The sequence below is a fragment of the Streptomyces natalensis ATCC 27448 genome, from assembly GCF_000935125.1.
Taxonomy (GTDB): Bacteria; Actinomycetota; Actinomycetes; order Streptomycetales; family Streptomycetaceae; genus Streptomyces; species Streptomyces natalensis.
Genome location: NZ_JRKI01000061.1, coordinates 353,147 through 377,565 on the forward strand (window position 1 = coordinate 353,147; position 24,419 = coordinate 377,565).

At 70.6% G+C, this 24,419-nt stretch carries 21 protein-coding genes and 3 pseudogenes; 6 read left to right on the forward strand and 18 right to left on the reverse strand.

The annotated features are described in order from the left end of the window. Positions 1–21: 21 nt before the first annotated feature. The 3 genes and pseudogenes from scy to SNA_RS40745 form a co-directional block, all read left to right on the forward strand. A complete protein-coding gene (scy, locus tag SNA_RS32260) occupies positions 22–4,269 on the forward strand; it encodes a polarized growth protein Scy (RefSeq protein ID WP_044367958.1) in 4,248 nt (1,415 codons plus the stop codon). Positions 4,270–4,384: 115 nt separating this feature from the next. Further along, positions 4,385–5,320, forward strand: coding sequence for a coiled-coil domain-containing protein (locus tag SNA_RS32265; RefSeq protein WP_030065569.1), 936 nt, complete (start codon positions 4,385–4,387; stop codon positions 5,318–5,320). Positions 5,321–5,440: 120 nt separating this feature from the next. After that, a pseudogene (locus tag SNA_RS40745) lies at positions 5,441–5,836 on the forward strand (ATP-binding cassette domain-containing protein); the annotation flags it as partial. Between the two features lie 117 nt (positions 5,837–5,953). On the opposite strand, the gene SNA_RS32270 reads toward SNA_RS40745, so the two are convergent. Continuing rightward, complete coding sequence (locus SNA_RS32270; protein WP_030065554.1) at positions 5,954–6,802, reverse strand: 3-hydroxyacyl-CoA dehydrogenase family protein; 849 nt, start codon at positions 6,800–6,802, stop codon at positions 5,954–5,956. Between the two features lie 207 nt (positions 6,803–7,009). Then, positions 7,010–7,852 (reverse strand): transposase, encoded by an 843-nt coding sequence (locus SNA_RS45395; protein ID WP_420823533.1) that lies wholly within the window; start codon positions 7,850–7,852, stop codon positions 7,010–7,012. Between SNA_RS45395 and SNA_RS32280 the strand changes: the two are divergent. From SNA_RS32280 to SNA_RS44525, 3 genes and pseudogenes are all read left to right on the forward strand, one after another. Continuing rightward, positions 7,849–8,119 (forward strand): annotated as a pseudogene (locus tag SNA_RS32280) (ABC transporter permease); the annotation flags it as partial. The gene SNA_RS45395 and the pseudogene SNA_RS32280 sit on opposite strands and share 4 nt — an antisense overlap. A 10-nt stretch (positions 8,120–8,129) precedes the next feature. After that, positions 8,130–8,702, forward strand: coding sequence for a cob(I)yrinic acid a,c-diamide adenosyltransferase (locus SNA_RS32285; RefSeq protein WP_030065551.1), 573 nt, complete (start codon positions 8,130–8,132; stop codon positions 8,700–8,702). 224 nt (positions 8,703–8,926) lie between these two features. Continuing rightward, positions 8,927–9,127, forward strand: a pseudogene (locus SNA_RS44525) (response regulator transcription factor); the annotation flags it as partial. 52 nt (positions 9,128–9,179) lie between these two features. Here SNA_RS44525 and SNA_RS32290 read toward each other — a convergent pair. From SNA_RS32290 to prfA, 16 genes are all read right to left on the reverse strand, one after another. Further along, positions 9,180–9,638, reverse strand: a complete 459-nt coding sequence (locus SNA_RS32290) for a DUF2550 domain-containing protein (protein ID WP_030065549.1) — start codon at positions 9,636–9,638, stop codon at positions 9,180–9,182. Between the two features lie 145 nt (positions 9,639–9,783). Further along, on the reverse strand, positions 9,784–10,167 hold the full coding sequence (locus tag SNA_RS32295; protein WP_030065547.1) for a F0F1 ATP synthase subunit epsilon: 384 nt from the start codon (positions 10,165–10,167) through the stop codon (positions 9,784–9,786). A 108-nt stretch (positions 10,168–10,275) separates the two neighbouring features. After that, positions 10,276–11,718, reverse strand: coding sequence for a F0F1 ATP synthase subunit beta (gene atpD, locus SNA_RS32300; protein ID WP_030065545.1), 1,443 nt, complete (start codon positions 11,716–11,718; stop codon positions 10,276–10,278). Between the two features lie 5 nt (positions 11,719–11,723). Further along, complete coding sequence (locus SNA_RS32305; protein WP_044367959.1) at positions 11,724–12,644, reverse strand: F0F1 ATP synthase subunit gamma; 921 nt, start codon at positions 12,642–12,644, stop codon at positions 11,724–11,726. Positions 12,645–12,664: 20 nt separating this feature from the next. Continuing rightward, the gene (gene atpA, locus SNA_RS32310) at positions 12,665–14,257 is read right to left on the reverse strand and encodes a F0F1 ATP synthase subunit alpha (protein WP_030065543.1); all 1,593 of its coding nucleotides are present in this window, start codon (positions 14,255–14,257) and stop codon (positions 12,665–12,667) included. A 144-nt stretch (positions 14,258–14,401) separates the two neighbouring features. Then, on the reverse strand, positions 14,402–15,217 hold the full coding sequence (locus tag SNA_RS32315) for a F0F1 ATP synthase subunit delta (protein WP_030065542.1): 816 nt from the start codon (positions 15,215–15,217) through the stop codon (positions 14,402–14,404). Further along, positions 15,214–15,759 carry a F0F1 ATP synthase subunit B gene (locus tag SNA_RS32320; protein WP_198535177.1) on the reverse strand — a complete coding sequence of 182 codons (546 nt, stop codon included), beginning with the start codon at positions 15,757–15,759 and terminating at the stop codon, positions 15,214–15,216. Before SNA_RS32320 ends, SNA_RS32315 begins: the two co-directional genes overlap by 4 nt. A gap of 66 nt (positions 15,760–15,825) precedes the next feature. Beyond that, positions 15,826–16,071, reverse strand: coding sequence for an ATP synthase F0 subunit C (gene atpE / locus SNA_RS32325; RefSeq protein WP_030065540.1), 246 nt, complete (start codon positions 16,069–16,071; stop codon positions 15,826–15,828). An 80-nt stretch (positions 16,072–16,151) separates the two neighbouring features. Beyond that, positions 16,152–16,949 (reverse strand): F0F1 ATP synthase subunit A, encoded by a 798-nt coding sequence (atpB, locus tag SNA_RS32330; RefSeq protein ID WP_030065539.1) that lies wholly within the window; start codon positions 16,947–16,949, stop codon positions 16,152–16,154. Positions 16,950–17,228: 279 nt separating this feature from the next. Continuing rightward, entirely contained in the window at positions 17,229–17,666 is a 438-nt protein-coding gene (locus SNA_RS32335) for a Cg1360 family ATP-synthase-associated protein (RefSeq protein WP_030065538.1), read from the reverse strand. 288 nt (positions 17,667–17,954) lie between these two features. Beyond that, positions 17,955–19,280, reverse strand: coding sequence for an MraY family glycosyltransferase (locus SNA_RS32340; RefSeq protein ID WP_030065537.1), 1,326 nt, complete (start codon positions 19,278–19,280; stop codon positions 17,955–17,957). A 108-nt stretch (positions 19,281–19,388) separates the two neighbouring features. Beyond that, positions 19,389–20,798, reverse strand: a complete 1,410-nt coding sequence (locus SNA_RS32345) for a serine hydroxymethyltransferase (protein ID WP_078970350.1) — start codon at positions 20,796–20,798, stop codon at positions 19,389–19,391. Positions 20,799–20,939: 141 nt separating this feature from the next. Next, positions 20,940–21,617, reverse strand: a complete 678-nt coding sequence (locus SNA_RS32350) for an arsenate reductase/protein-tyrosine-phosphatase family protein (protein ID WP_030065536.1) — start codon at positions 21,615–21,617, stop codon at positions 20,940–20,942. Further along, on the reverse strand, positions 21,614–22,261 hold the full coding sequence (locus tag SNA_RS32355) for an L-threonylcarbamoyladenylate synthase (RefSeq protein ID WP_030065535.1): 648 nt from the start codon (positions 22,259–22,261) through the stop codon (positions 21,614–21,616). Before SNA_RS32355 ends, SNA_RS32350 begins: the two co-directional genes overlap by 4 nt. A gap of 98 nt (positions 22,262–22,359) precedes the next feature. Continuing rightward, a complete protein-coding gene (prmC, locus tag SNA_RS32360) occupies positions 22,360–23,205 on the reverse strand; it encodes a peptide chain release factor N(5)-glutamine methyltransferase (RefSeq protein WP_044367961.1) in 846 nt (281 codons plus the stop codon). A 70-nt stretch (positions 23,206–23,275) separates the two neighbouring features. After that, positions 23,276–24,355, reverse strand: coding sequence for a peptide chain release factor 1 (gene prfA, locus SNA_RS32365; RefSeq protein WP_044367962.1), 1,080 nt, complete (start codon positions 24,353–24,355; stop codon positions 23,276–23,278). Positions 24,356–24,419: the final 64 nt, after the last annotated feature.

Below are 24,419 nucleotides of genomic sequence, written 5' to 3' on the forward strand. Positions count from 1 at the left end.
GGGGACGGATGGGACCGCGCAGTGCGGGGCAACGACCGCTACGAGGCTGACGACCACCTCTCGCAGTTCGAGGCCGAGATGGAGCGGCTGAAGACCGAGCGGGACAAGGCCGTCCAGCACGCCGACGACCTCGGCTACCAGGTCGAGGTGTTGCGCGCCAAGCTGCATGAGGCGCGCCGCAACCTCGCGACCCGCCCTGCCTACGACAACGTCAGTCACCAGGCCGAACAGCTGCTGCGCAATGCGCAGATCCAGGCGGACCAGCTGCGCACGGACGCGGAGCGGGAGCTGCGCGAGGCACGGGCGCAGACCCAGCGGCTGCTCCAGGAGCAGGCCGAGCGGCAGGCCCGGCTGGAGGCCGACCTGCACGCCGAGGCGGTCACCCGCCGCCAGCGGCTGGACGAAGAGCTCAATGAGCGCCGCCAGACCGTCGAATCGCATGTCAACGAGAACGTGGCGTGGGCCGAACAGCTCCGCGCCCGTACCGAATCCCAGGCGCGCCGGCTCATGGAGGAGTCGCGGGCCGAGGCCGAACAGTCGCTGGCGGCAGCGCGGGCCGAGGCGCAGCGGCTGACCGAGCAGGCGCGGGAGCGGCTGGGGACGGCGGCCGAAGAGGCCCGCGCCGAAGCGGAATCCATCCTGCGCCGGGCGCGTACGGACGCCGAGCGGCTGCTGACCGCCGCGTCCAACCAGGCGCAGGAGGCCACCGATCAGGCCGAGCAGCTGCGGACGACGGCCGGTACCGAGTCGGAGGAGGCGCGCCGCGCGGCGGCGGAGCTGACCCGCAGTGCCGAGGCGCGGATCCAGGAGGCGGACACGGCGCTGCGCGAGGCGCGCGCCGAGGCCGAGAAGCTGGTCGAGGAGGCCCAGCAGACCGCGGGCAAGCGGCTGTCGGCGGCCGAGTCGGAGAACGAGCAGCGCACCCGTACGGCCAAGGCGGAGATCGCGCGCCTGGTCGGTGAGGCCACCAAGGACGCCGAGGCGCTCAAGGCCGAGGCCGAGCAACTGCGCGCGGACGCCCGTACAGAGGCCGAGCGGCTGGTCGCCGAGGCGCAGGAGAGCGCGCGGAGCCAGGCGGCGGAGGACACCGCGGCGCAGCTGGCGAAGGCGGCGCGGTCGGCCGAGGAGGTGCTGACCAAGGCGTCCGAGGACGCCAAGGCGACCACCAAGGCGGCGGCCGAGGAGGCCGAACGGCTGCGCAAGGACGCCGAGTCCGAGGCGGACCGGCTGCGCGAGGAGGCGCACGACATCGCCGCCCAGCTCAAGGGCGCGGCGAAGGACGACACCAAGGAGTACCGCGCCAAGACCGTCGAACTCCAGGAGGAGGCGCGGCGGCTGCGCGGCGAGGCGGAGACGCTGCGGGCGGACGCGGTCGCCGAGGGCGAGCGGATCCGCAGCGAGGCGCGCCGGGAGGCGCTCCAGCAGATCGAGGAGGCGGCCGGGTCCGCCGAGGAGCTGCTGGGCAAGGCCAAGGCGGATGCGGAGGAGACCCGTTCGGGTGCCGTCGCGGAGAGCGAGCGGGTCCGTACCGAGGCCATCGAGCGGGCCTCGGCGCTGCGCCGGCAGGCCGAGGAGGCGCTGGAGAAGGCCCGTACGGAGGCCGAGCAGCTGCTGCTGGAGGGCACCCAGGCCGCGGAGGAGCTGACGTCGGCGGCGGAGGCGGGCGCCCAGGAGCTGCGCGCGGAGGCCGAGCGGGCCGCCGAGGAGAAGCGGACCGAGGCGCAGGCCGAGCTGGACCGGCTGCGCGACGAGGCGGAGGGCAGGGTCACCGCCGCCGAGGAGGCGCTGCGCGAGGCGCGCGCCGAGGCGGAGCGGCTGCGCCGCGAGACCCAGGAGGAGGCGGCCCGGCTCAAGGCGGAGGCCGCCGACCGGCGGCGCTCGCTCCAGCAGGCGGCCGAGGAGGAGGCCGAGCGGCTGCGGACGGAGGCCGCCACGGATGCGTCGACGGCCCGTTCGGAGGCGGAGGCGGCGGCCGTACGGCTGCGCGGCGAGGCGGCGGCCGAGGCCGAGCGGCTCAAGGCGGAGGCGCAGGAGACCGCGGACCGGGTGCGCGCGGAGGCCGCGGCGGCCGCGGAGCGGACGGGTACGGAGGCGGCGCAGGCGCTGGCCGAGGCCCAGGAGGAGGCCGCGCGGCGGCGCCGGGAGGCCGAGCAACTGCTGGGCGAGGCCCGCGAGGAGGCCCACCAGGAGCGCACGGCGGCGCGCGAGCAGTCCGAGGAGCTGCTGGCGTCGGCCCGTACGCGGGTGAGCGAGGCGCAGGCGGAGGCCGAGCGGCTGGTCGAGGAGGCCGACCGGCGGGCGGCCGAGCTGGTCGCGGCGGCCGAGCAGACCGCGCAGCAGGTGCGCGATTCGGTCGCGGGTCTGCACGAGCAGGCCGAGGAGGAGATCGCCGGGCTGCGGTCGGCGGCCGAGCATGCCGCGGAGCGGACGAAGACCGAGGCGCAGGAGGAGGCCGACCGGGTCCGCACGGACGCCTACGACGAGCGCGAGCGGGCCTCGCAGGACGCGACGCGGGTGCGCAGCGAGGCGCAGGCTGCCTCGGAGGCGGCGAAGTCGCTGGCGGAGCGGACGGTGGCGGAGGCCATCGAGGAGGGCGACCGGCTGCGCGACGAGGCGGCCGGCGTCCTGGACGAGGCACGGCGCGACGCCAATGCGGCGCGGTCGGAGGCCGCGGAGCAGGCCGACCGGCTGGTGTCGGAGGCGAGCGCGCAGGCCGAGAAGCTGGTCGCGGACGCCAGTGCGCGGGCGCAGCAGCTGCGTACGGAGGCGTCCGATGCGCTGGCGGCGGGCGAGCAGGACGCGGCACGGGCCCGTGCGGAGGCGCGCGAGGACGCCAACCGGATGCGGTCGGACGCCGCCGGGCAGGCCGATGCGCTGATCACCGAGGCCCGTACGGAGGCCGAACGGATCGTCACCGAGGCCACCGAGCTGACGTCTTCGGCGCAGGACGACGCCGACCGCATGGTCCAGGAGGCCCGGCAGGAGGCCGACCGGCTGCGGGCGGAGGCCGAGCAGCAGGCGCACGCCGCCCTCGCCGAGGCGTCGGCGACCGCGGAGCGGCTGCGCACCGAGGCGGCCGAGACGCTGGAGAAGGCGCGGGCGGACGCGGAGCGGACCGGCGACGAGGCGCGCACGGCGGCCAACAAGGCCCGCTCGGACGCCGCGCAGCAGGCCGACGAGCTGGTCTCGGAGGCCGGTACGGAGGCCGAGCGGCTGCGCGCCGAGGCGGCGGAGACCGTCGCCGGTGCCGAGCGGGAGGCGGACGGCACCCGGGCCGAGGCCCGCGAGCAGGCCGACCAGATGCTGGCCGCGGCCACCGTCGAGGCGGACCGGCTGCGGACGGAGGCGGCCGAGACGATCACCGCCGCACAGGAGCACGCCAACCGCACCCGCAGCGAGTCCGCCAAGGTCAGGGAGGACGCGGAGGCCGAGGCGGAGCGGCTGCGCACCGACGCCCAGCAGGAGGCCGACCGGCTGCTGGACGAGGCCCGCAAGGACGCCGCCAAGCGCCGCGGGGACGCCGCCGAGCAGGCCGACCAGCTCATCGCCAAGGCGCAGGAAGAGGCGCTCAAGACGGCCACGTCCGCGGAGGAGCAGGCCGACACGATGGTCGGCGCGGCCCGCAAGGAGGCCGACCGGCTCGTCACGGAGGCGACGACGGAGGCCAATGGGCGGGTGGAGAAGGCCCGTACGGACGCCAACACACTGCTGGAGGAGGCCCGCGGGGACGCCACCGCCATACGGGAGCGCGCCGAGGAGCTGCGCACGCGTGTCGAGTCCGAGGTCGAGGAGCTGCACGACCGGGCCCGCCGGGAGTCGGCGGAGGCGATGAAGAACGCCGGCGAGCGGGTCGACAAGCTGATCGCGCAGGCCACCGCGCAGCAGGTGGAGGCCAGGGAGAAGGCCGACCGGCTGCTGTCGGACGCCGGCAGCGAGGCGAGCAAGGTGCGGATCGCGGCGGTCAAGAAGGCCGAGGGGCTCATCAAGGAGGCCGAGAACAAAAAGGCCGAAGCCGTACGCAACGCCGAGCGGATGCGCAGCGAGGCGGAGGCGGAGGCCGGCCGCATCGTGGAGGAGGGTAAGCGCGAGCTGGAGGTCCTGGTGCGCCGGCGCGAGGACATCAACGCCGAAATCTCCCGGGTTCAGGACGTTTTGGAGGCTCTGGAGTCCTTTGAGTCGCCCGCCGGCGGCGGGGAGGGCAAAGGGGGCGTCAAGGCGGGCGCGGGAGCCGGTGCAACTCGTTCGAGTGGCAAGCAGTCTGAAGGGTAGCCACTCAAATGAGGGGTCATTCTCCACTTCAAACGCGCAATGACTCGATGACACGCCGTTAAGCCCCCTAGGATTCCCCTTATCACCTCCACCGGTCTCTTTCGACAGGAACCCCATGAGCGACACATCCTCCCCCTACGGCTTCGAGCTCGTGCGACGTGGGTACGACCGCGGTCAGGTGGACGACCGCATCAGCAAGCTCGTCGCCGACCGCGACAGCGCCCTTGCCCGTATCACGTCACTGGAAAAGCGCATCGAGGAGCTGCACCTCGAGACGCAGAACGCCCAGGCTCAGGTCAATGACGCCGAACCGTCCTACGCAGGTCTCGGTGCGCGCGTCGAGAAGATCCTCCGCCTCGCCGAGGAGGAGGCCAAGGACCTGCGCGAGGAGGCCCGCCGGGCCGCCGAGCAGCACCGTGAGCTGGCCGAGTCGGCCGCCCAGCAGGTCCGTAACGACGCCGAGCAGTTCGCCGTGGAGCGCAAGGCGAAGGCCGAGGACGAGGGCGCCCGGATCGTCGAGAAGGCCAAGGGCGAGGCCGCCACGCTGCGGGCCGAGGCGCAGAAGGACGCGCAGTCCAAGCGCGAGGAGGCCGACTCCCTCTTCGAGGAGACCCGCGCCAAGGCCGCACAGGCCGCCGCGGATTTCGAGACGAACCTCGCCAAGCGCCGCGAGCAGTCCGAGCGGGATCTGGCCTCGCGTCAGGCCAAGGCGGAGAAGCGTTTGGCCGAGATCGAGCACCGCGCCGAGCAGCTGCGCCTGGAGGCCGAGAAGCTGCGGACGGACGCCGAGCGCCGGGCCCGCCAGACGGTGGAGACCGCTCAGCGCCAGGCCGAGGACATCGTCGCCGACGCCAATGCCAAGGCCGACCGGATCCGCAGCGAATCGGAGCGCGAGCTGGCGGCGCTGACCAACCGTCGCGATTCCATCAACGCGCAGCTGACCAACGTCCGCGAGATGCTGGCGACGCTCACCGGTGCGGCGGTGGCCGCGGCCGGCGCGCCCGGCGAGGACGAGATCTCCCGCGGCGTGCCCGCCCAGCAGTCCCGCTGACGGGCTCCCGGTCCGCCGTCCGCGCCCTCGTACCGCCGCTGTGGCGGTGCGGGGGCGCGGACGCGCGCGGCCCGCGCGGCGCGGTGGCGGGGGCCCGGGGGCGCCCTTAGCGTGCTGTACATGATCGAGCTGGACGGGCTGACCAAGCACTACGGCGACAAGGTGGCGGTCGACCATCTGACGTGCACGGTGCGCCCCGGCATCGTCACCGGCTTTCTCGGTCCCAACGGCGCGGGCAAGTCGACCACCATGCGGATGATGCTCGATCTGGACAATCCGACCGAGGGTACGGTCCGTATCGACGGCAGGCACTACCGGCAGCTGAGGGATCCGCTGACGTATGTCGGTGCGCTGCTGGACGCCAAGGCGACACACGGCGGCCGCCGCGCCTACCACCATCTGCTGTGTCTGGCGCAGAGCAACGGCATCCCGCGCGCCCGGGTCGCCGAGGTGCTGGACACGGTGGGGCTGACCTCGGTGGCCAGGAAGCGCACCAAGGGCTTCTCGCTCGGTATGGCCTCTCATGCGGCGAAGTTGCCGCCTGTAAGCGAACCGATACCGAATTCACCCCGAAGGGTGAGTGCATCGGGCCGGTACCTTGCCGGCTGCCGGCCCGATGCGGTAACGGCGGGATCAGTGCTCGTAGAACCCCTGCCCACTCTTGCGGCCGATATCGCCCGCATCCACCATCCGCCGCATGCTCTCCGGCGGTGCGAACTTCTCGTCCTGGGTTTCGGTGTAGATGTTCTCGGTGGCGTGCATCAGGATGTCGATGCCCGTCAGGTCGGCGGTGGCCAGCGGCCCCATGGCGTGACCGAAGCCCAGCTTGCAGGCGATGTCGATGTCCTCGGCGGTGGCCACGCCGGACTCGTAGAGCTTGGCGGCCTCGACGACGAGCGCCGAGATCAGCCGGGTGGTGACGAAGCCGGCCACATCGCGATTGACGACGATGCAGGTCTTGCCGACCGACTCGGCGAATTCCCGGGCGGCGGCGAGGGTTTCGTCGCTGGTCTTGTAGCCGCGTACCAGCTCGCACAGCTGCATCATCGGCACCGGCGAGAAGAAGTGGGTGCCCACGACCCGCTCGGGGCGGGAGGTGGCCGCGGCGATCTTGGTGATCGGGATGGCGGAGGTGTTGGAGGCCAGCACCGCCCCGTCCTTGGCGATCTTGTCCAGCGACTGGAAGATCTCGCGCTTGACCTCGATCTTCTCGAAGACCGCCTCGACCACGACATCGGCGTCGGCGACGGCTTCCAGGTCGGTCGTGGTGGTGATCCGCGCCAGCGCCTGCTCGGCGGCGGCCGCCTCCAGCTTGCCCTTGGCGACGAACTTCTCGTACGAGGCCTCGATGCCGCCCCTGCCACGGGCCAGCGCCTCGTCCGTCACATCGCGCAGCACGACGTCCCACCCCGCCTGGGCGGAGACCTGCGCGATACCGGACCCCATGAGTCCGGCCCCGATGACGGCGAGCTTCCTTGCCACTGCTGTCCCCTAACGCCCTGTGCACTTGAAAGTTGTCGGTCAGGCTGACGTTAGCGGGCGAGCACGATCCTTTGGCGGGTAAGAGATGCGCGTCACTCCGCCCGTCGCGCCGCGGTGAGGCCGTTACGGCCCACAGCCGCCTCCGCCATGACGGACGTCACACCCACATGGCCCCACGGGCCGTGCACCGGGCCGTGCGCCGAGCCGTCAGCGCGCCGCCCGTACGGCGTAGTTGAGGACCTTTTCGCTCAGCAGCTCCTCCATGTCGTCCAGGAGCACCAGCGCCTCGCGCGAGACCTCCGCGGGCTTGCGGCCGGCGATCATCTCCTCGGTGACGGTGGTCATCAGGGCCTGGTGGACCCAGTTGATCTGTCCGGCCATCAGACCGGGCAGCGGGTCGTCGTCCGCGGCTCCGGTCGGCACCCGTACTACGACACCACCGCGCTCGGCAGCCTTGTAGTCCAACAATGCGAGGATGCGCGACCGCCCTTCACCGAGAATCGCCCGGTTCAATCCGGTCTTCTGCGCCACGGCCCTGCTCGGTCGATCGACGCTGCCCCGGACGCGGGCTGTCATCGCGCGGACGTTCAACTGCTCCACGCCGATCAGGGCATAGCGATCAGCGAGCACAGTGGTCACCTTGTGGTGCCAGTCCGCCCTACGTCGCTTCTCCCGGCCTCGCAGCTCTGCGATGTGCGTGTACGTACGCTGGAGCCTCCCCGAAACGGGCCGACCACGCCGAGCCGACCGCCGCTGCCGGGCGGCCTTGCGCTCGAAACGGCGCAGCCGCTCCCTTTCCTTCGGGTGCAGCCACGGCCCGTGACTCACATACGGCATATCGGGTGCAGAGGTGGCGAGTGGCACCACTACGCCACGGTCCAGTCCCACAGCAGGCCCACTGTGAGTTCCCTGCACGGGGCTTTCTCGTTGCAACGCGCAGCGGAACGCCACATACCAGCCGTCCGGCTCCCGGACCAATCGCGCTCCCGTTACCCGGCCAGCCGGGGTGTGGCCGCCCGTATGACCCTCGAACGAATGACGCGCACACACCCCAGGAGTTCGGCCCCCGTCATCAACGCCGTCACCATGCCGTCGATGCTGCTGTCCGGGCTGATGCTGCCGATGACGCTGGGGCCCACCTGGCTCGATGTGCTCTCGCATGTCATGCCGCTGCGCTATCTCGTCGACGCGGTCCGGTCGGCGTACGTCGGCGCGTACGCCTCCTCGGCCCTGCTCTACGGCGCACTGGTCGCGGTCGCCTTCGCCGCCCTGTCCATGGCCCTGCGCACCCGGGCATTCCGCAGGGCCGCGGCGTAGGCTCGCCCGTATGGTGAATCTGACGCGCATCTACACCCGCACCGGGGACAAGGGCACCACCGCCCTCGGTGACATGAGCCGCACCGCCAAGACCGATTCGCGGATCGCGGCCTACGCGGACGCCAACGAGGCCAATGCCGCCATCGGCGTGGCCCTCGCCCTCGGCTCGCTGCCGGACGAGGTCGCCGCGGTGCTGCTGCGCGTACAGAACGACCTCTTCGATGTCGGTGCGGATCTGTCGACGCCGGTGGTGCAGAACCCGGAGTTCCCGCCGCTGCGCGTCGAACAGACCTATATCGACAAGCTGGAGGCCGACTGCGACCGCTTCCTGGCCGAGCTGGAAAAGCTCCGCAGCTTCATCCTCCCGGGCGGCACCCCGGGCGCCGCCCTCCTCCACCAGGCGTGCACGGTCGTCCGCCGCGCGGAACGCGCCACCTGGGCGGCGTTCGAGGAGCACGGCGGGACCATGAATCCGCTGACCGCCACCTATCTCAACCGGCTGTCGGACCTGCTGTTCATCCTGGCCCGTACGGCCAACAAGGAGGTCGGTGACGTGCTGTGGGTGCCGGGCGGCGAGCGCTGAGACCCGCCTTCCCGCCGCGCCCCGCCGCCCGCACCGGCACGATGTGCTGCTCACGGGCGGCGGGCTGCTGTGCGGACTGGTGCTGAGGACGCTGCATCCGCACGGCGGTCCCCCGCTGTTCGGGCCGTCCCCCTCGTTCACCATCGAGGCGGCCGGGGGAGGCGGCGGACGGCGAGGAGGCGGTACGGCTCGCCCGCGAGCTGCGACCCGACCCCGTCCTGATGGATCTCTCCGTCCTGGACGGGCCGGCGCCGCGCGAACGGGAGGTGCTGGGCTGTCTGGGACAGGGGCTGTCCAACGCGGAGATCGCGCTGCGGCCGGCGATGGCGGAGGCCACCGTCAAAACGCATATGGGCCGGCTGCTGGGGAAGCGGGGGCTGCGCAGCCGGGTGCAAGCGGCCGCGCCGGCACAGGAGTTGGGGGTGGCGGCCCCTTGGGCGGCCCACAGACCCAGTGGTCGTCAGGCCCGGGCAGCCGTCAGGCCACGTTCACCCTCTGACCGGGCGGCGCCGCCTCCAGCCAGGCCAGGAAGCCCGTGAGGGCGTCCTCGCTCATGGCCAGTTCCAGGCGGGTGCCGCGGTGGCGACAGGCCAGCACGAGGGAGTCGGACAGGAGGGCGAGTTCCTCCTCGCCCTGGGGGGTGCGGCGGTGCAGCACCTCGATGGCGTCGCGCTCCAGGATCCGGCGGGGGCGGGGGGCGTAGGAGAACACCCGGAACCATTCGATGCGGTCGCCGTTGTAGCGGGCGACGCCGTAGATCCAGCCCTTGCCGCTGGGGTCGGCGGCCGTGTCCTGGCCCTCCGGAACGTTCCAGCGCAGGCTGCAGTCGAAGGTGCCGCCGGAGCGCTGGATGAGCCGCCGGCGCAGTCCGAAGACGAACAGTCCCAGTAGCACCAGGACCAGGACGATGCCGCTCACAAGCAGAGCGAGGACCATCTCGACCGACCTCCTCGCTTCGTTGGGTGTACCCCCGGGTGGAGTCCGGAGGCAGGGAAACGCACCTGCATTGCCTCAGCCGCGGGCCGCTCCGGAGGATTCCGGGCAGCCCGCGGCTGAGGATCGATCTCGTCGGTGACGGGGCTCAGTGGACGCCCGTCACCGCGCGCAGGCGGACATCGGCGCGACGCTCGGCGGCCGCGTCAGCGTCCGACTTCGCTCGCTCCAGGGCCCGCTCCGCGCGCTGGACATCGATCTCGTCCGACAGTTCCGCGATCTCCGCGAGCAGAGACAGCTTGTTGTCGGCGAACGAGATGAAGCCGCCGTGCACCGCGGCGACGACGGTGCCGTCCCCGCTCTCGCCGGTCGTACGAATCGTCACCGGGCCCGACTGCAGCACGCCGAGCAGCGGCTGGTGTCCGGGCATGACGCCGATGTCGCCCGACGAGGTGCGCGCGACGACCAGGCTGGCCTTGCCCGACCAGACCTGACGGTCCGCGGCGACCAACTCGACGTGCAGCTCAGCCACGATGGCTCCTCGGGTCTCCACCTGCCTGGCGTGGCAGATGTTGGGTCAAATACTAGTGGTCGTACGGGCCGGGGGCGGCCAGGGCCGCCCCCGGGACCGGTGCCGGGGTCAGGAGACGCCCAGCTCCTTGGCATTGGCCTTCAGGTCCTCGATGCCACCGCACATGAAGAACGCCTGCTCGGGGAAGTGGTCGTACTCGCCGTCCGCGATCGCGTTGAACGCGGTGATCGACTCGTCCAGCGAGACGTCCGAGCCGTCAACACCGGTGAACTGCTTCGCCACGTGGGTGTTCTGCGACAGGAACCGCTCGATACGACGGGCGCGGAAGACGGTGAGCTTGTCCTCCTCGCCGAGCTCGTCGATACCCAGAATCGCGATGATGTCCTGGAGGTCCTTGTACTTCTGCAGGATCTTCTTGACGCGCGAGGCGCAGTCGTAGTGGTCCTGCGAGATGTAGCGGGGGTCCAGGATCCGGGACGTCGAGTCCAGCGGGTCGACCGCCGGGTAGATGCCCTTCTCCGAGATCGGACGGGAGAGGACCGTCGTCGCGTCGAGGTGCGCGAAGGTCGTCGCCGGCGCCGGGTCGGTCAGGTCGTCCGCGGGGACGTAGATCGCCTGCATCGAGGTGATCGAGTGACCGCGGGTCGAGGTGATGCGCTCCTGGAGGAGACCCATCTCGTCGGCCAGGTTCGGCTGGTAACCCACCGCGGAGGGCATCCGGCCGAGCAGGGTCGAGACCTCGGAACCGGCCTGGGTGAAGCGGAAGATGTTGTCGATGAAGAACAGCACGTCCTGCTTCTGGACGTCACGGAAGTACTCGGCCATGGTCAGGCCGGCCAGCGCGACGCGCAGACGGGTGCCCGGGGGCTCGTCCATCTGGCCGAAGACCAGCGCGGTCTTGTCGATGACGCCGGAGTCCGCCATCTCCTCGATCAGGTCGTTGCCCTCACGGGTGCGCTCGCCGACACCGGCGAACACGGAGACACCGTCGTGGTTGTTGGCGACACGGTAGATCATCTCCTGGATGAGCACCGTCTTGCCGACGCCGGCGCCGCCGAACAGACCGATCTTGCCGCCCTTGACGTACGGGGTCAGCAGGTCGATGACCTTGACGCCGGTCTCGAACATCTCGGTCTTCGACTCGAGCTGGTCGAAGTTCGGGGCCTTGCGGTGGATCGGCCAGCGCTCGGTGACCTCGGACTCGGCCTCCGGCTTGTTCAGGATCTCACCAAGGGTGTTGAACACCTTGCCCTTGGTGATGTCACCGACCGGAACGGTGATGCCGCTGCCGGTGTTGGTGACCGTGGCCTGGCGGACCAGGCCGTCGGTGGGCTGCATGGAGATCGCACGGACCAGACCCTCGCCCAGGTGCTGGGCGACCTCGAGGGTCAGGGTCTTCTTGGCACCGGCCTGGGCCGGGTCCGCGACCTCGACGGTCAGCGCGTTGTAGATGTCCGGCATCGCGTCGACGGGGAACTCCACGTCGACGACCGGGCCGATGACCCGCGCGACGCGGCCCGTCGCCGTGGCCGTCTCAACAGTGGTGGTCATAGTTGTCAGTCACTCCCCGCGGTCGCGTCGGCCAGTGCGGCACTGCCACCGACGATCTCGCTGATTTCCTGGGTGATTTCGGCCTGGCGGGCCGCGTTGGCAAGCCGCGAGAGCGACTTGATGAGATCTTCTGCATTGTCGGTCGCCGACTTCATCGCGCGCCGCGTGGCGGCGTGCTTGGAGGCGGCGGCCTGCAGGAGAGCGTTGTAGATCCGCGACTCGACGTAGCGCGGCAGCAGGGCGTCGAGGACGTCCTCGGCCGACGGCTCGAAGTCGAAGAGCGGAAGGATCTCGCCCTTGGACGTCTCCGCCGACTCGGCCGCGGTCCTGTCGAGGGACAGCGGCAGCAGCCGGTCGTCGAGCGCCGTCTGCGTCATCATCGAGATGAACTCGGTGAAGACGATGTGGAGTTCGTCCACGCCGCCCTCGGCGGTGTCCTTCTGGACGGCCTCGATCAGCGGTGCGGCGATCGTCTTCGCGTCCCCGTACGTCGGGTTGTCGGTGAAGCCGGTCCACGACTCCACGATCGTGCGCTCGCGGAAGCCGTAGTACGACACCCCCTTGCGCCCGACGATGTAGACGTCGACCTCCTTGCCCTCGGCCCTGAGCCGCTCGGTGAGCTGCTCCGCGGCCTTGATGACGTTGGAGGAGTAGCCGCCGGCCAGACCGCGGTCGCTCGTGATGAGCAGCAGCGCGGCCCGGGTCGGCTTGTCGACCTCGGTCGTCAGCGGGTGCTGGGTGTTCGAGCCCGTGGCAACCGCCGTCACCGCGCGGGTCAGTTCACTCGCGTACGGCGTCGACGCCGCCACCTGGCGCTGCGCCTTGACGACGCGCGAGGCGGCGATCATCTCCATCGCCTTGGTGATCTTCTTGGTCGCGGTGACGGAGCGGATGCGACGCTTGTAGACCCGGAGCTTGGCTCCCATGGATCAGGTCCCTTCCGTCGTCACTTGGAGGTGCCGGCCGGGGCGTCCTCGCCGAGCAGCTTGCCGTCCGAGGTCTCGAACTGCCGCTTGAAGCCGTCGACGGCCTCGGCGATCGCACCGATGGTGTCGTCGGACATCTTGGCGCCCTCGCGGATGCTGGTCAGCAGGTCCTTCTTCTCCCGGTGGAGGTGGTCGAGGAGCTCGCGCTCGAAGCGGCGGATGTCCTCGACCGGGACGTCGTCCATCTTGCCGTTGGTGCCGGCCCAGATGGAGACGACCTGGTCCTCGGTCGCGTACGGGGAGTACTGAGCCTGCTTGAGCAGCTCGGTCATCCGCTTACCGCGCTCCAGCTGCGCCTTCGAGGCCGCGTCCAGGTCGGAACCGAAGGCGGCGAACGCCTCCAGCTCGCGGTACTGGGCGAGGTCGACGCGCAGTCGGCCGGAGACCTGGCGCATGGCCTTGTGCTGGGCCGAGCCACCGACACGGGAGACGGAGATACCCACGTTCAGCGCCGGACGCTGGTTGGCGTTGAAGAGGTCCGACTCCAGGAAGCACTGGCCGTCGGTGATGGAGATGACGTTGGTCGGGATGAACGCCGACACGTCGTTCGCCTTGGTCTCGACGATCGGCAGGCCCGTCATCGAACCGGCGCCCATCTCGTCGGAGAGCTTGGCGCAGCGCTCCAGCAGACGCGAGTGCAGGTAGAAGACGTCGCCCGGGTAGGCCTCGCGGCCCGGCGGGCGGCGCAGCAGCAGGGAGACGGCGCGGTAGGCGTCGGCCTGCTTCGAGAGGTCGTCGAAGATGATCAGGACGTGCTTGCCCTGGTACATCCAGTGCTGGCCGATGGCCGAGCCGGTGTAGGGCGCCAGGTACTTGAAGCCCGCCGGGTCGGACGCCGGGGCGGCGACGATGGTGGTGTACTCCAGGGCACCGGCCTCCTCCAGCGCGCCGCGCACGGACGCGATGGTGGAGCCCTTCTGGCCGATGGCGACGTAGATGCAGCGGACCTGCTTCTTCGGGTCGCCCGAGCGCCAGTTGTCGCGCTGGTTGATGATCGTGTCGACGGCCAGGGCGGTCTTGCCGGTCTGGCGGTCGCCGATGATCAGCTGACGCTGGCCACGGCCGATCGGCACCATCGAGTCGACGGCCTTGTAGCCGGTCTCCATGGGCTCGTGCACCGACTTACGGACCATGACGCCCGGGGCCTGAAGCTCCAGGGCGCGGCGGCCCTCGGACTCGATCTCGCCGAGACCGTCGATCGGGTTGCCCAGCGGGTCGACGACGCGGCCGAGGTAGCCCTCGCCCACGGCGACCGAGAGCACCTCACCGGTGCGCTGCACCGGCTGGCCCTGCTCGATACCGCTGAACTCACCGAGGATGACCGCACCGATCTCGCGCTCTTCCAGGTTCAGCGCAAGACCGAGCGTGCCGTCCTCGAACTTCAGCAGTTCGTTCGCCATCGCCGAGGGAAGGCCCTCGACCTTCGCGATGCCGTCACCGGCCTCGCTGACCGTGCCGACCTCTTCGCGCGAGGCCGCGTCCGGCTTGTACGCCTGGACGAAGTTCTCCAGCGCGTCCCGGATCTCCTCCGGCCGGATCGTGAGCTCCGCCATCTGGGTTCCCTGCTCTCCTTGTTGGGCCCGAAGTTTCTTGCGGGTTGCCGAGGGGCTTGTCCCCTCGGTGGGTTTCCGCTTACGGCCCAACTCGGGCCGCCGTCCTGCTTGTGCTGCGTCGCAGCTGTTGAGTTGGTGGCCGGGTCAGCCGGCCATCCGCCGGTTCGCCTCGTCGAGGCGCTCCGCGATGGTCCCGTTGATGACCTCGTCGCCGATCCGGACCTGGACGCCGCCGAGGACCTCAGGGTCCACGTCGAGGTTCAGGTGGATCTGCCGTCCGTACACGGTGGCCAGCGCGGCGCCGAGGCGCTGCCGCTGCCCTTCGCTGAGGGGCACCGCGGAGGTGACCACCGCGACCACGCGGTCCCGGCGGTGCGCGGCCAGCTTGGAGAGGGCATCGAGCCCTGCCTCCAGGCTACGGCCTCGCGGCGCGCCCACGAGACGGACCACCAGCCGCTCGGTGACCGGGTTGGCCCGGCCGCCCAGCAGCGAGTGCAGCAGCTCCGTCTTGGCCGAGGTCGTCGCGATGCCGCTCGTCAGCGCGCTGCGCAGCTCGGGGGCCGAGGCGATGATCCGGCCGAACCGGAACAGCTCGTCCTCGACGTCGTCGAGCGCGCCGGAGCGCTGCGCCGCGGCCAGGTCCGCGCTGTAGGCCAGCTCCTCCATCGCATCCGTCAGATCGCGCGAGCGCGACCAGCGGGAGCGGACCATGCCGGACACCAGCTCGGCGGTCGGGCCGCCGACCTGGCTGCCGAGCAGCCGCTGGGCCAGCTCGGCGCGTGCCTCGCCGCCCTGCGCCGGGTCGGTCAGGACCCGACGCAGCGACACCTCGCGGTCGAGCAGAGCGGTGACGGCAGCCAGCTCCTCGGCGAGCTTCGCGGCGTCGACGGACGTGTTGTCCGTCAGCGCGTCGAGCTGCTCGCGTGCGGAGGCGAGTGCCTCGCGGCTCGCTCCGTTCATCGGCCGGCCTCAGCCTTCGTCGTGTCCGCCGCCTGGGCCTCGATCTCGTCGAGGAAGCGGTCGATGGTCCGGCTCTGCCGGGCGGCGTCCTCAAGGGACTCGCCGACGAGCTTGCCGGCCAGGTCGGTGGCGAGCTTGCCCACGTCCTGACGCAGCGACTGCGCGGCAGCCTTGCGGTCCGCCGCGATCTGGGCGTGACCGGCAGCGATGATCTCCTCACGCTGCCGCTGGCCCTCGGCGCGCATCTCGGCGATGAGAGTCGCGCCCTGCTCCTGCGCCTCCTGGCGCAGGCGGGCCGCCTCGTGGCGGGCGTCGGCCAGCTGTGCCCGGTAGTCGGCGAGCACCTGCTGGGCCTCGGCCTGGAGCGCCTCGGCCTCTTCCATACGGCCTTCGATCTGGCTGCGGCGCTCTTCCAGAACACGGTTGATGTTCGGGAGGAGCTTCTTGGCCAGGATGGCGAAGACGATGAAGAAGGCGACCAGACCGATGACCAGCTCGGGAATCGGCGGGATCAGGGGGTTCTCGGGAACCTCCACCGCCATGTTCACCAGGGCGTCGGCGTTCACATCAATGCCTTCCGTCTAATGGGGCGTCGTCGAAGGGTGCGCTTACTTGTACGCGTAGCCCATGACGATGCCGATGAGGGCGAGCGCCTCACAGAAGGCGAAACCCATGATCTGGTTGGTGCGGATCAGACCGGCCGCCTCGGGCTGACGGGCCAGGGCCTGGGTGCCGTTACCGAAAATGATGCCGACGCCGACGCCGGGGCCGATGGCCGCGAGGCCGTAACCGACCGAGGCGATGTTGCCGGTGAGGCCGGCGGCGAGGTTGACAGTCTCGAGAGCAGCGGACATGCCGTTACTTCCTTCTCAGTTTCACGGACCGGTGGGGGTTGGCCACCGGACGACTAGCGGTTTGCGGGGAGCCGGGGTGCTCAGTGGTTCTCGGCGAGCGCGCCCTGGATGTAGTTGCAGGCCAGGAGCACGAAGATGTACGCCTGGACGGCCTGGATGAACAGCTCGAAGGCGGTCATCACCACGGTCATCACGAACGATGCGCCGGCGTAGACGACGCCGATGCCGTTCAGCAGGTACCAGCTGCCGATGGTGAACATCAGGATCAGCATGTGGCCCGCGAACATGTTCGCGAAGAGCCGGACCGCGTGGGTGAAGGGCCGGATGATCAGGTGCTGGAGCAGCTCCAGCACCATGATCAGCGGGAGCACCCAGCCGAGCGACTTGTCGTAGCCGGAGAGGTTCTTCCAGGCGCCGACGAAGCCGTGCTTCTTGAAGGTCAGCGACATCCAGATGATGTAGACGATCAGCGCCAGCCCGATGGGGAAGGAGATGACCGACGTGACCGGGAAGGCGGCGAGCGGAATGATGGACCAGAGGTTCATGATCCACACGAAGAAGAACAGCGAGACCATGAAGGGGACGTACTTGTCGCCCTCCTTCTTGCCGAGCGCGTCGTAGACGAGCCCGCGGCGCACGAAGTCGTATCCCGCCTCGCCGACCATCTGCAGCTTGCCGGGGACCACCTTGGCCCGGCCGAATGCGGCCCAGAAGAACCACACGACCACGACGGTGCTGAGCAGGGCGAGCAGCATCGGCTTGTTGAACTCGTAGCCACCGATGGTGAAGAGCGGCTCGAAGACGAAGGAATGAAGGCCCGGGGCCTCAAAGCCACACCCCGGAATAAAGAGGTGGCACTGAGTGTCGAAGGCGAGCATCGTTTCAGCACTCACCGCGGGCTCCTTCAGCGTGGCGCATGGGTACGGCAACCTCGTTGTGTCGGCGCGGCGTTGAGCCACGGAGCGGCACTGGACTGGTCTTACGGATTGGGGGGCGGCTGGTCGGCGCTGGGCCGGACCGGATCACAGGCATCGGCCGCGAGAACTGCCCGTCGGATTCCGTGGAATCTGGAAGCTCAGCCGCCTGCGCCCTCTGCGCCGCAGTTGGCACCGGACGATAGCAGGCCCGCATGAGGGCATTTATCCCGGCCCTACGTCTCACGTCGGCGACCCCGCCGTCTCCGCGTTCTTGGTCTGAGCGGAGTCGGGATTCACGTACAGAATCTTCTCCTTCATATGACCGCGGGTCTGGGCCGCGATCCATACGAGGGTGGCGCCGAGCAGCGTGAACGCAAATGCCTTGGTGTCGAAGAGCGTTGTGTCCTTGAACGCGATCACGAAGACCGCGACGAGCAGGATCTGCACGGTGTACAGCAGCAGGCCCATCATCTGGAACAGCTGCGGAAGCTTCCTGGCGGTCTGCTGCAGGACGACGAGCCCCACGCCCATGACGAGCACGGTCAGCACGGTGCCGATGACGGCGCCGATCACTGCCGTCCCGCCGACGGCCACGGCGCTCACGGCAACGGCGAGGACGCCGGTGGCGAGGGTGGGCACAACGGCGGACAGAAGTAGTCGGGCGTCATTCGACTGCATGGCGGCGCTCCGGCAAAAGGTGGGGGTGTGTCGTCAAGGACGAGCGTAGACCCGGCCTGGGTATGCAACTGAGGCCAAAGAGCCGTCGCACTACGGCCCTTCGGCTCTGCCGCCGGGTTTCGTGAACGGTATCACAAACTATTTGATGAGGTCTTTACCTGGTCCGTGTGGACCCTGTCACACCTGAGCGTGAACCCGCGCGTTGGTGCACTGACAGCCAGGTAAATGTCTGGTATGGGGTCAACCATGGCGATTTTTGACCCCCTCCGGGGGACGCCGGTCACCCTGTCAGCGGTTACTTCCCGCCTTCCGGCGATCCACGAAGCGTGAACGGTCCCCGATCGCGGTGGCTCCGTGCAGTCCGGCCGGCACCGGCTCGCGCTCCTCCCCACCGTCGCCGGCTCCCTCGTCGTCCACCACCGCGACGGCGGTGCGCAGGCTGCTGCGGTACCGCGGCGGAACCATCCACTCCGCCCAGCGCGGCGCCCGCGGCGTGAACCTCGGCAGCAGAAGCAGCACCAGGCCCACCGCGCTCAGCAGGACGATGCCCAGGACGATCCACATGCTGGCGTTGTTCGCCGAGTACGCCACCGCGCCGAAGGCGATCAGCGCCGACCAGAAGTACATGATCAGCACCGCGCGGCTGTGCGAATGACCGATCTCCAGCAGCCGGTGGTGCAGATGCCCGCGGTCCGCGGCGAACGGCGACTGGCCCTTCCAGGTGCGCCGCACAATGGCCAGAATCAGGTCCGCGACCGGCACCGCGATCACCGTCAGCGGCAGCAGCAGCGGAATGTAGACCGGCACCATCGCGTGCGTGGCCTCGCGCAGACCACCGGCCTTCTGCCCCAGCAGATCCGGGTCCACCTGACCGGTCACCGACACCGCACCGGCCGCCATCACCAGCCCGATCAGCATCGAGCCGGAGTCCCCCATGAAGATGCGCGCCGGGTGCATGTTGTGCGGCAGGAAGCCCAGGCACATCCCCATCAGCACGACCGAGAACAGCGTGGCCGGCGCGGCCGCCTCGATCCCGTAGCCGAACCACATCCGGTAGGCGTACATGAAGAACGCCGCGGCGGCGATGCACACCATGCCGGAGGCCAGGCCGTCCAGACCGTCGACGAAGTTGACGGCGTTGATGGTGACGACGACCAGCGCGACGGTCAGCAGCGTGCCCTGCATCGGTGTCAGCGAGACCGTGCCGACGCCGGGCACCGGGATCCACAGGATCGTCAGGCCCTGGAGGACCATCACGCCCGCGGCGATCATCTGGCCGCCCAGTTTGACCAGCGCGTCCACGCCCCACTTGTCGTCCAGCACCCCGAGCACCCAGATCAGCGCGGCACCCGACAGCAGCGCCCGCGGCTCATTGGTGTCGAAGACGCTCTTGATGTTCGTCAGATGCGAGGCGACCAGCAGCCCCGCGCACAGCCCGCCGAACATCGCGATCCCGCCGAGCCGGGGTGTCGGTTCGCGGTGCACGTCACGGGCACGGATCTCCGGCATCGCACCGGCGGCGATCGCGAACTTCCGCACCGGCCCGGTCAGCAGGTAGGTCACCGCGGCCGTGACGCACAGCGTCAGCAGGTATTCACGCACGGGCTGCCCCATTGGTATCGCTGGCCATCACAGCCCCACACCTTATGCGTGTCCGCCCCCTGGCCGTGAATACAGGTGAAGACGTATCCGGCCGCAGAATGGTTCCCGCCGCCCGACGGATCAGGCGCGATCCGGATACGGCGGGAAACGGTGGACCAGCCCGGCCGTCTGCGCACGCGCCGCGCCGTCCTCCCGCAGCGCCGCCACGATCAGGTCGGCGATCCGCTCCATCTCCGTCTCGCCCATCCCCTGGGTGGTCACCGCCGCGGTGCCCAGCCGCAGCCCGTTACGGCGCGGCGCGCGCTTGCCTGGGGGCCCCTCCCTGCTCGAACGGAGTTGAGCGCTCGGGGGAGCCTCCTTGGCAGCCGCCTCCTTGCCGGACGTCTCTGCGCACGGCAGCGCGCAGGTGTCCAGGACGATCCCGGCGGCGGCCAGCCGGCCCCGGGCCGTGCGCGCGTCCACCCCCAGCGGCGCGGGATCCGCGGTGATCAGATGAGTGTCCGTCCCGCCGGTGCCGATCGTCAGGCCCCGTTCGGCCAGCGCCGCGGCCAGCCGGCGGGCATTGGCGACCACCTGGTGGGCGTACGCGCCGAACGCGGGCGTGGCGGCCTCCGCGAAGGCGACGGCCTTGGCCGCGACCGCGTTCATCTGAGCACCCCCCTGGGTGAACGGGAACACCGCCCGGTCGATCCGCTCGGCCAGCCGCGCCCCGCACAGCACCATCCCGCCGCGCGGCCCGCGCAGCACCTTGTGGGTGGTGGCGCACACCACATCGGCGTACGGGACCGGGCTGGGCGCCACACCGCCCGCGATCAGCCCCATCGGGTGCGCCACATCGGCGATCAGGTACGCGCCCACCTCATCGGCGATATCGCGGAAGGCCGCATAGTCGACATGGCGGGGATAGGAGATCGAGCCGCACACGATCGCCTTGGGACGACGTTCCAGGGCCAGCGCGCGCACCGCGTCGTAATCGAGCAGCCCGCTCTCCTCGTCGAGGCCGTAGCCGGCGAAGTCGAACCACCGGCCGGAGAAGTTCGCGGGCGAGCCGTGGGTGAGATGGCCGCCGTGCGGCAGGGACATCGCCAGGACGGTGTCCCCGGGGCGCAGCAGGGCGGCGTAGGCGGCCAGGACGGCCGAAGAGCCGCTGTGCGGCTGGACGTTGGCGTGTTCGGCACCGAAGAGGGCCTTGGCGCGCTCCACGGCGATCCGCTCGGCGAGGTCGACGATCTCGCAGCCGCCGTGGTGGCGGGCGCCGGGATAGCCCTCGGCGTATTTGTTGCCGAGCGGGGAGCCGAGGGCGGCGAGCACCGCGGGCGAGGTGAAGTTCTCCGCGGCGATCAGCTGGAGGCCGTCGGCCTGCCGGGCGCCCTCGCCGAGCAGCACCCCGGCGATCTCGGGGTCCTGGGCCAGCAGCGCGGCGAAGTCGGGGGCGCCGGCCGGCGGGGCACCGCCGTCGCGGACGGCGGCCCGGGCCCTCTCCTCGGCGGCCTTGCCGGCGCTACGGGCTGACGCGGTGGTGGCGGACATCGCTGGCTCCGGGCCTCGTACGGGGACGTACGTCCAATGTAGGCGCGGCGGGGCGATCGGGCGCGGCGTGCGGGGCCGCCGGTGGCGCGGCGGGCGCCTCCGGTGCCGCGTCGGGGCCCTTCGGTGGCGCGGCCAGGGGTCCTAGGCGCGTTCCGGGACGCCCGTCAGGGCCGTGACGACCGGGTCCAGCGCCTGGTTGATCTCGTCCCCGATGGAGCGGAAGAAGGTGATGGGCGCGCCGTAGGGGTCGTGGACCTCGTCGGACTCCGGGTCGGGCGCCAGCAGCCAGCCGCGCAGCGCCGCGGCGGCGCCGACCAGCGCGCGGGCCCGCTCGATCAGCCCGCCGTCGGGCAGGTCCGGGTCGGGTTCGGGCAGCGTGGCGGGGTCTATCGCCCGTACCAGCCGGTTGAACTCCTTGAGCGTGAAGGTGCGCAGCCCCGCGGAGTGGCCCATGGAGATGACCTGGGCGCGGTGGTCGCGGGTGGCGGTGAGCACCAGGTCGGCGCGGATGACGTGCTCGTCGAGCAGCTCACGGCCGATGAAGCCGCCCGGGTCCGCGCCGTAGTCGCTGCACACGGTGGCGGCGTGCGCCTCCATCGGGGCGCCTTCGTGCCCCCAGGTGCCGGCGCTCTCCACCAGCAGCCCGGTGCTGCACTCCGGGCCGAGCCGCAGCTCCAGGGCACGCCGGTGCAGCCGTTCGGTGATCGGCGAGCGGCAGACGTTGCCGGTGCTGACGTGAAGGATGCGGAAGGGGCGTACCGCAGGAGGAAGGAGGTCGTCGCCGGGTCCCGCTATGCCACGCCCCAGGGGCGCCATCAATTGGCCACCTCGAACTCGGGTACCACCTTGCGCAGCTCGTCGGCGCTGATCGCACCCTGGCGCAGCAGCACCGGGACCTTGCCGGTGACATCGACGATCGAGGACGGCACGGCGGCGGGGGTGGGGCCGCCGTCGAGGTAGACGGAGACCGCATCGCCCAGCATTTCCTGGGCGGCGTCGCAGTCCTGCGGCGAGGGGTGGCCGGTGAGATTGGCGCTGGAGACGGCCATTGGGCCGAATTCGGTCAGCAGCTCGATGGCGACCGGGTGCAGCGGCATCCGCACCGCGACCGTACCGCCGGTCTCGCCGAGGTCCCAGGTCAGCGACGGCTGGTGGTGGGCGACGAGGGTGAGCGCGCCGGGCCAGAAGGCGTCGACCAGCTCCCATGCCTGCTCGGAGAAGTCGGTGACCAGGCCGTGCAGGGTGTTGGGCGAGCCGACCAGCACGGGCGTGGGCATTCCCCGGCCGCGGCCCTTGGCCTGCAGCAGATCGCTGACCGCCTCGGCGCTGAAGGCGTCCGCGCCGATGCCGTAGACGGTGTCGGTCGGCAGCACGACCAGTTCGCCGCGGCGGACGGCCGAGGCGGCCTCGCGCAGACCGGTCGCGCGGTCGGTCGCGTCGGTGCAGTCGTAACGCCGGGCCATTTAGCGGACCTCCTCGTGCGGAACGGATACAGCGGTTACAGCGGATACAGCGCAGGCCACCTCGGCACCGGCTGCATCGGGCGTCGGGTCCGGATACGTCATGGCATCGCCCGGCGCGCGGTGGCGAAGCGGGGACGGTTGTTGAGGTCGGGGTGGTCGGCGGCGTCCGCCCAGCCCTTCTCCTCGGTGAAGATCCACGGCACCTGGCCACCCTGGGTGTCGGCGTGCTCGACGACGACCACACCGCCGGGCCGCAGCAGGCGGTGGGCGGTGCGCTCGATGCCGCGGATGGTGTCCAGGCCGTCCTCCCCGGAGAACAGCGCCAGCTGCGGGTCGTGGTCGCGGGCCTCGGGCGCGACGTACTCCCATTCGGTCAGCGGGATGTACGGCGGGTTGGAGACGACCAGATCGACCTGTCCGTCCAGCTCGGGCAGCGCGGTGAGGGCGTCGCCGTGGTGGAGGTTGACGCGGGTGCCGGCGACGTTCTTGCGGGCGTAGCCCAGCGCCTCCTCGGACAGCTCCACGGCGTGCACCCGCGAGCGCGGCACCTCCTGCGCCAGGGCCAGGGCGATGGCGCCGGAGCCCGTGCACAGGTCGACGATCAGCGGTTCGACGACGTCCATGGCGCGCACCGCGTCTATCGCCCAGCCGACCACCGACTCGGTCTCCGGGCGGGGCACGAACACCCCCGGCCCGACGGCGAGTTCGAGGTAGCGGAAGAAGGCGCGGCCGGTGATGTGCTGAAGCGGCTCGCGGGCCTCGCGGCGGGCGATCGCCTCCCAGTAGCGGGCGTCGAAGTCCGCGTCGGCGACCGTGTGCAGCTGGCTCCGCTTGACGCCGTGCACATGCGCGGCGAGCTCCTCGGCGTCGAACCGTGGTGAGGGCACGCCGGCGTCGGCCAGCCGCTGGGTGGCCTGAGCCACCTCTGCGAGCAGCAGGTTCACGGGGAGTCCTCCAGCCGGTACGTACAGGGTCGTGCGGGTGTGCTGCGGGTGTGCTGCGGGTCGGTGCGGCTTACTGGGCGGCGGCGAGCTTGGCCGCCGAGTCGGCGTCGACGCACGCCTGGATGACCGCGTCCAGTTCGCCGTCGAGCACCTGGTCCAAGTTGTACGCCTTGAAGCCGACCCGGTGGTCCGAGAGGCGGTTTTCCGGGAAGTTGTAGGTGCGGATCTTCTCGGAGCGGTCGACGGTGCGCACCTGGCTGCGGCGGGCGTCGGCGGCCTCCTGCTCGGCGGCCTCCTGGGCGGCGGCCAGCAGCCGCGAGCGCAGGATGCGCAGGGCCTGCTCCTTGTTCTGGAGCTGGCTCTTCTCGTTCTGACAGGAGGCGACGACACCGGTGGGCAGGTGGGTGATGCGCACCGCGGAGTCGGTGGTGTTGACGGACTGGCCGCCGGGGCCCGAGGAGCGGTAGACGTCGATGCGCAGATCGTTCATGTTGATCTCGACGTCGACCTCTTCGGCCTCGGGGGTGACCAGCACGCCGGCCGCCGAGGTGTGGATGCGGCCCTGCGACTCGGTGGCGGGCACCCGCTGGACGCGGTGCACCCCGCCCTCGTACTTCAGCCGCGCCCAGACGCCCTGGCCGGGTTCGGTCGCGCCCTGACCGCCCTTGGTCTTCACGGCGACCTGGACGTCCTTGTAGCCGCCGAGCTCGGACTCGGTGGAGTCGATGATCTCGGTCTTCCAGCCGATGCGCTCGGCGTAGCGCAGATACATCCGCAGCAGATCGCCGGCGAACAGCGCGGATTCGTCGCCGCCCGCGCCCGCCTTGATCTCCAGGATGACGTCCTTGTCGTCGCTGGGGTCACGCGGGACGAGCAGCAGCCGCAGCTTCTCGGTGAGCTCCTCGCGCCGGGCGTCGAGCTCCTTGACCTCGTCGGCGAAGTCCGGGTCGTCCGCGGCCAGTTCGCGGGCCGTCTCCATGTCCTCGCCGGTCTGCCGCCAGGAGCGGTAGGTGGTGATGATCGGGGTCAGCTCGGAGTAGCGCTTGTTGAGCCGCATGGCCTCGCGCTGGTCGGCATGGACCGCGGGGTCGGCCAGCCGCTTCTCAAGATCGGCGTGCTCGCCGACCAGTTCCTCGACCGCCTCGAACATCGTGTGTTCCTCTGCTGACTGGACTTCCGGGGCCCCGGCCGGTGGGCTGCGGGGCAGGACGACA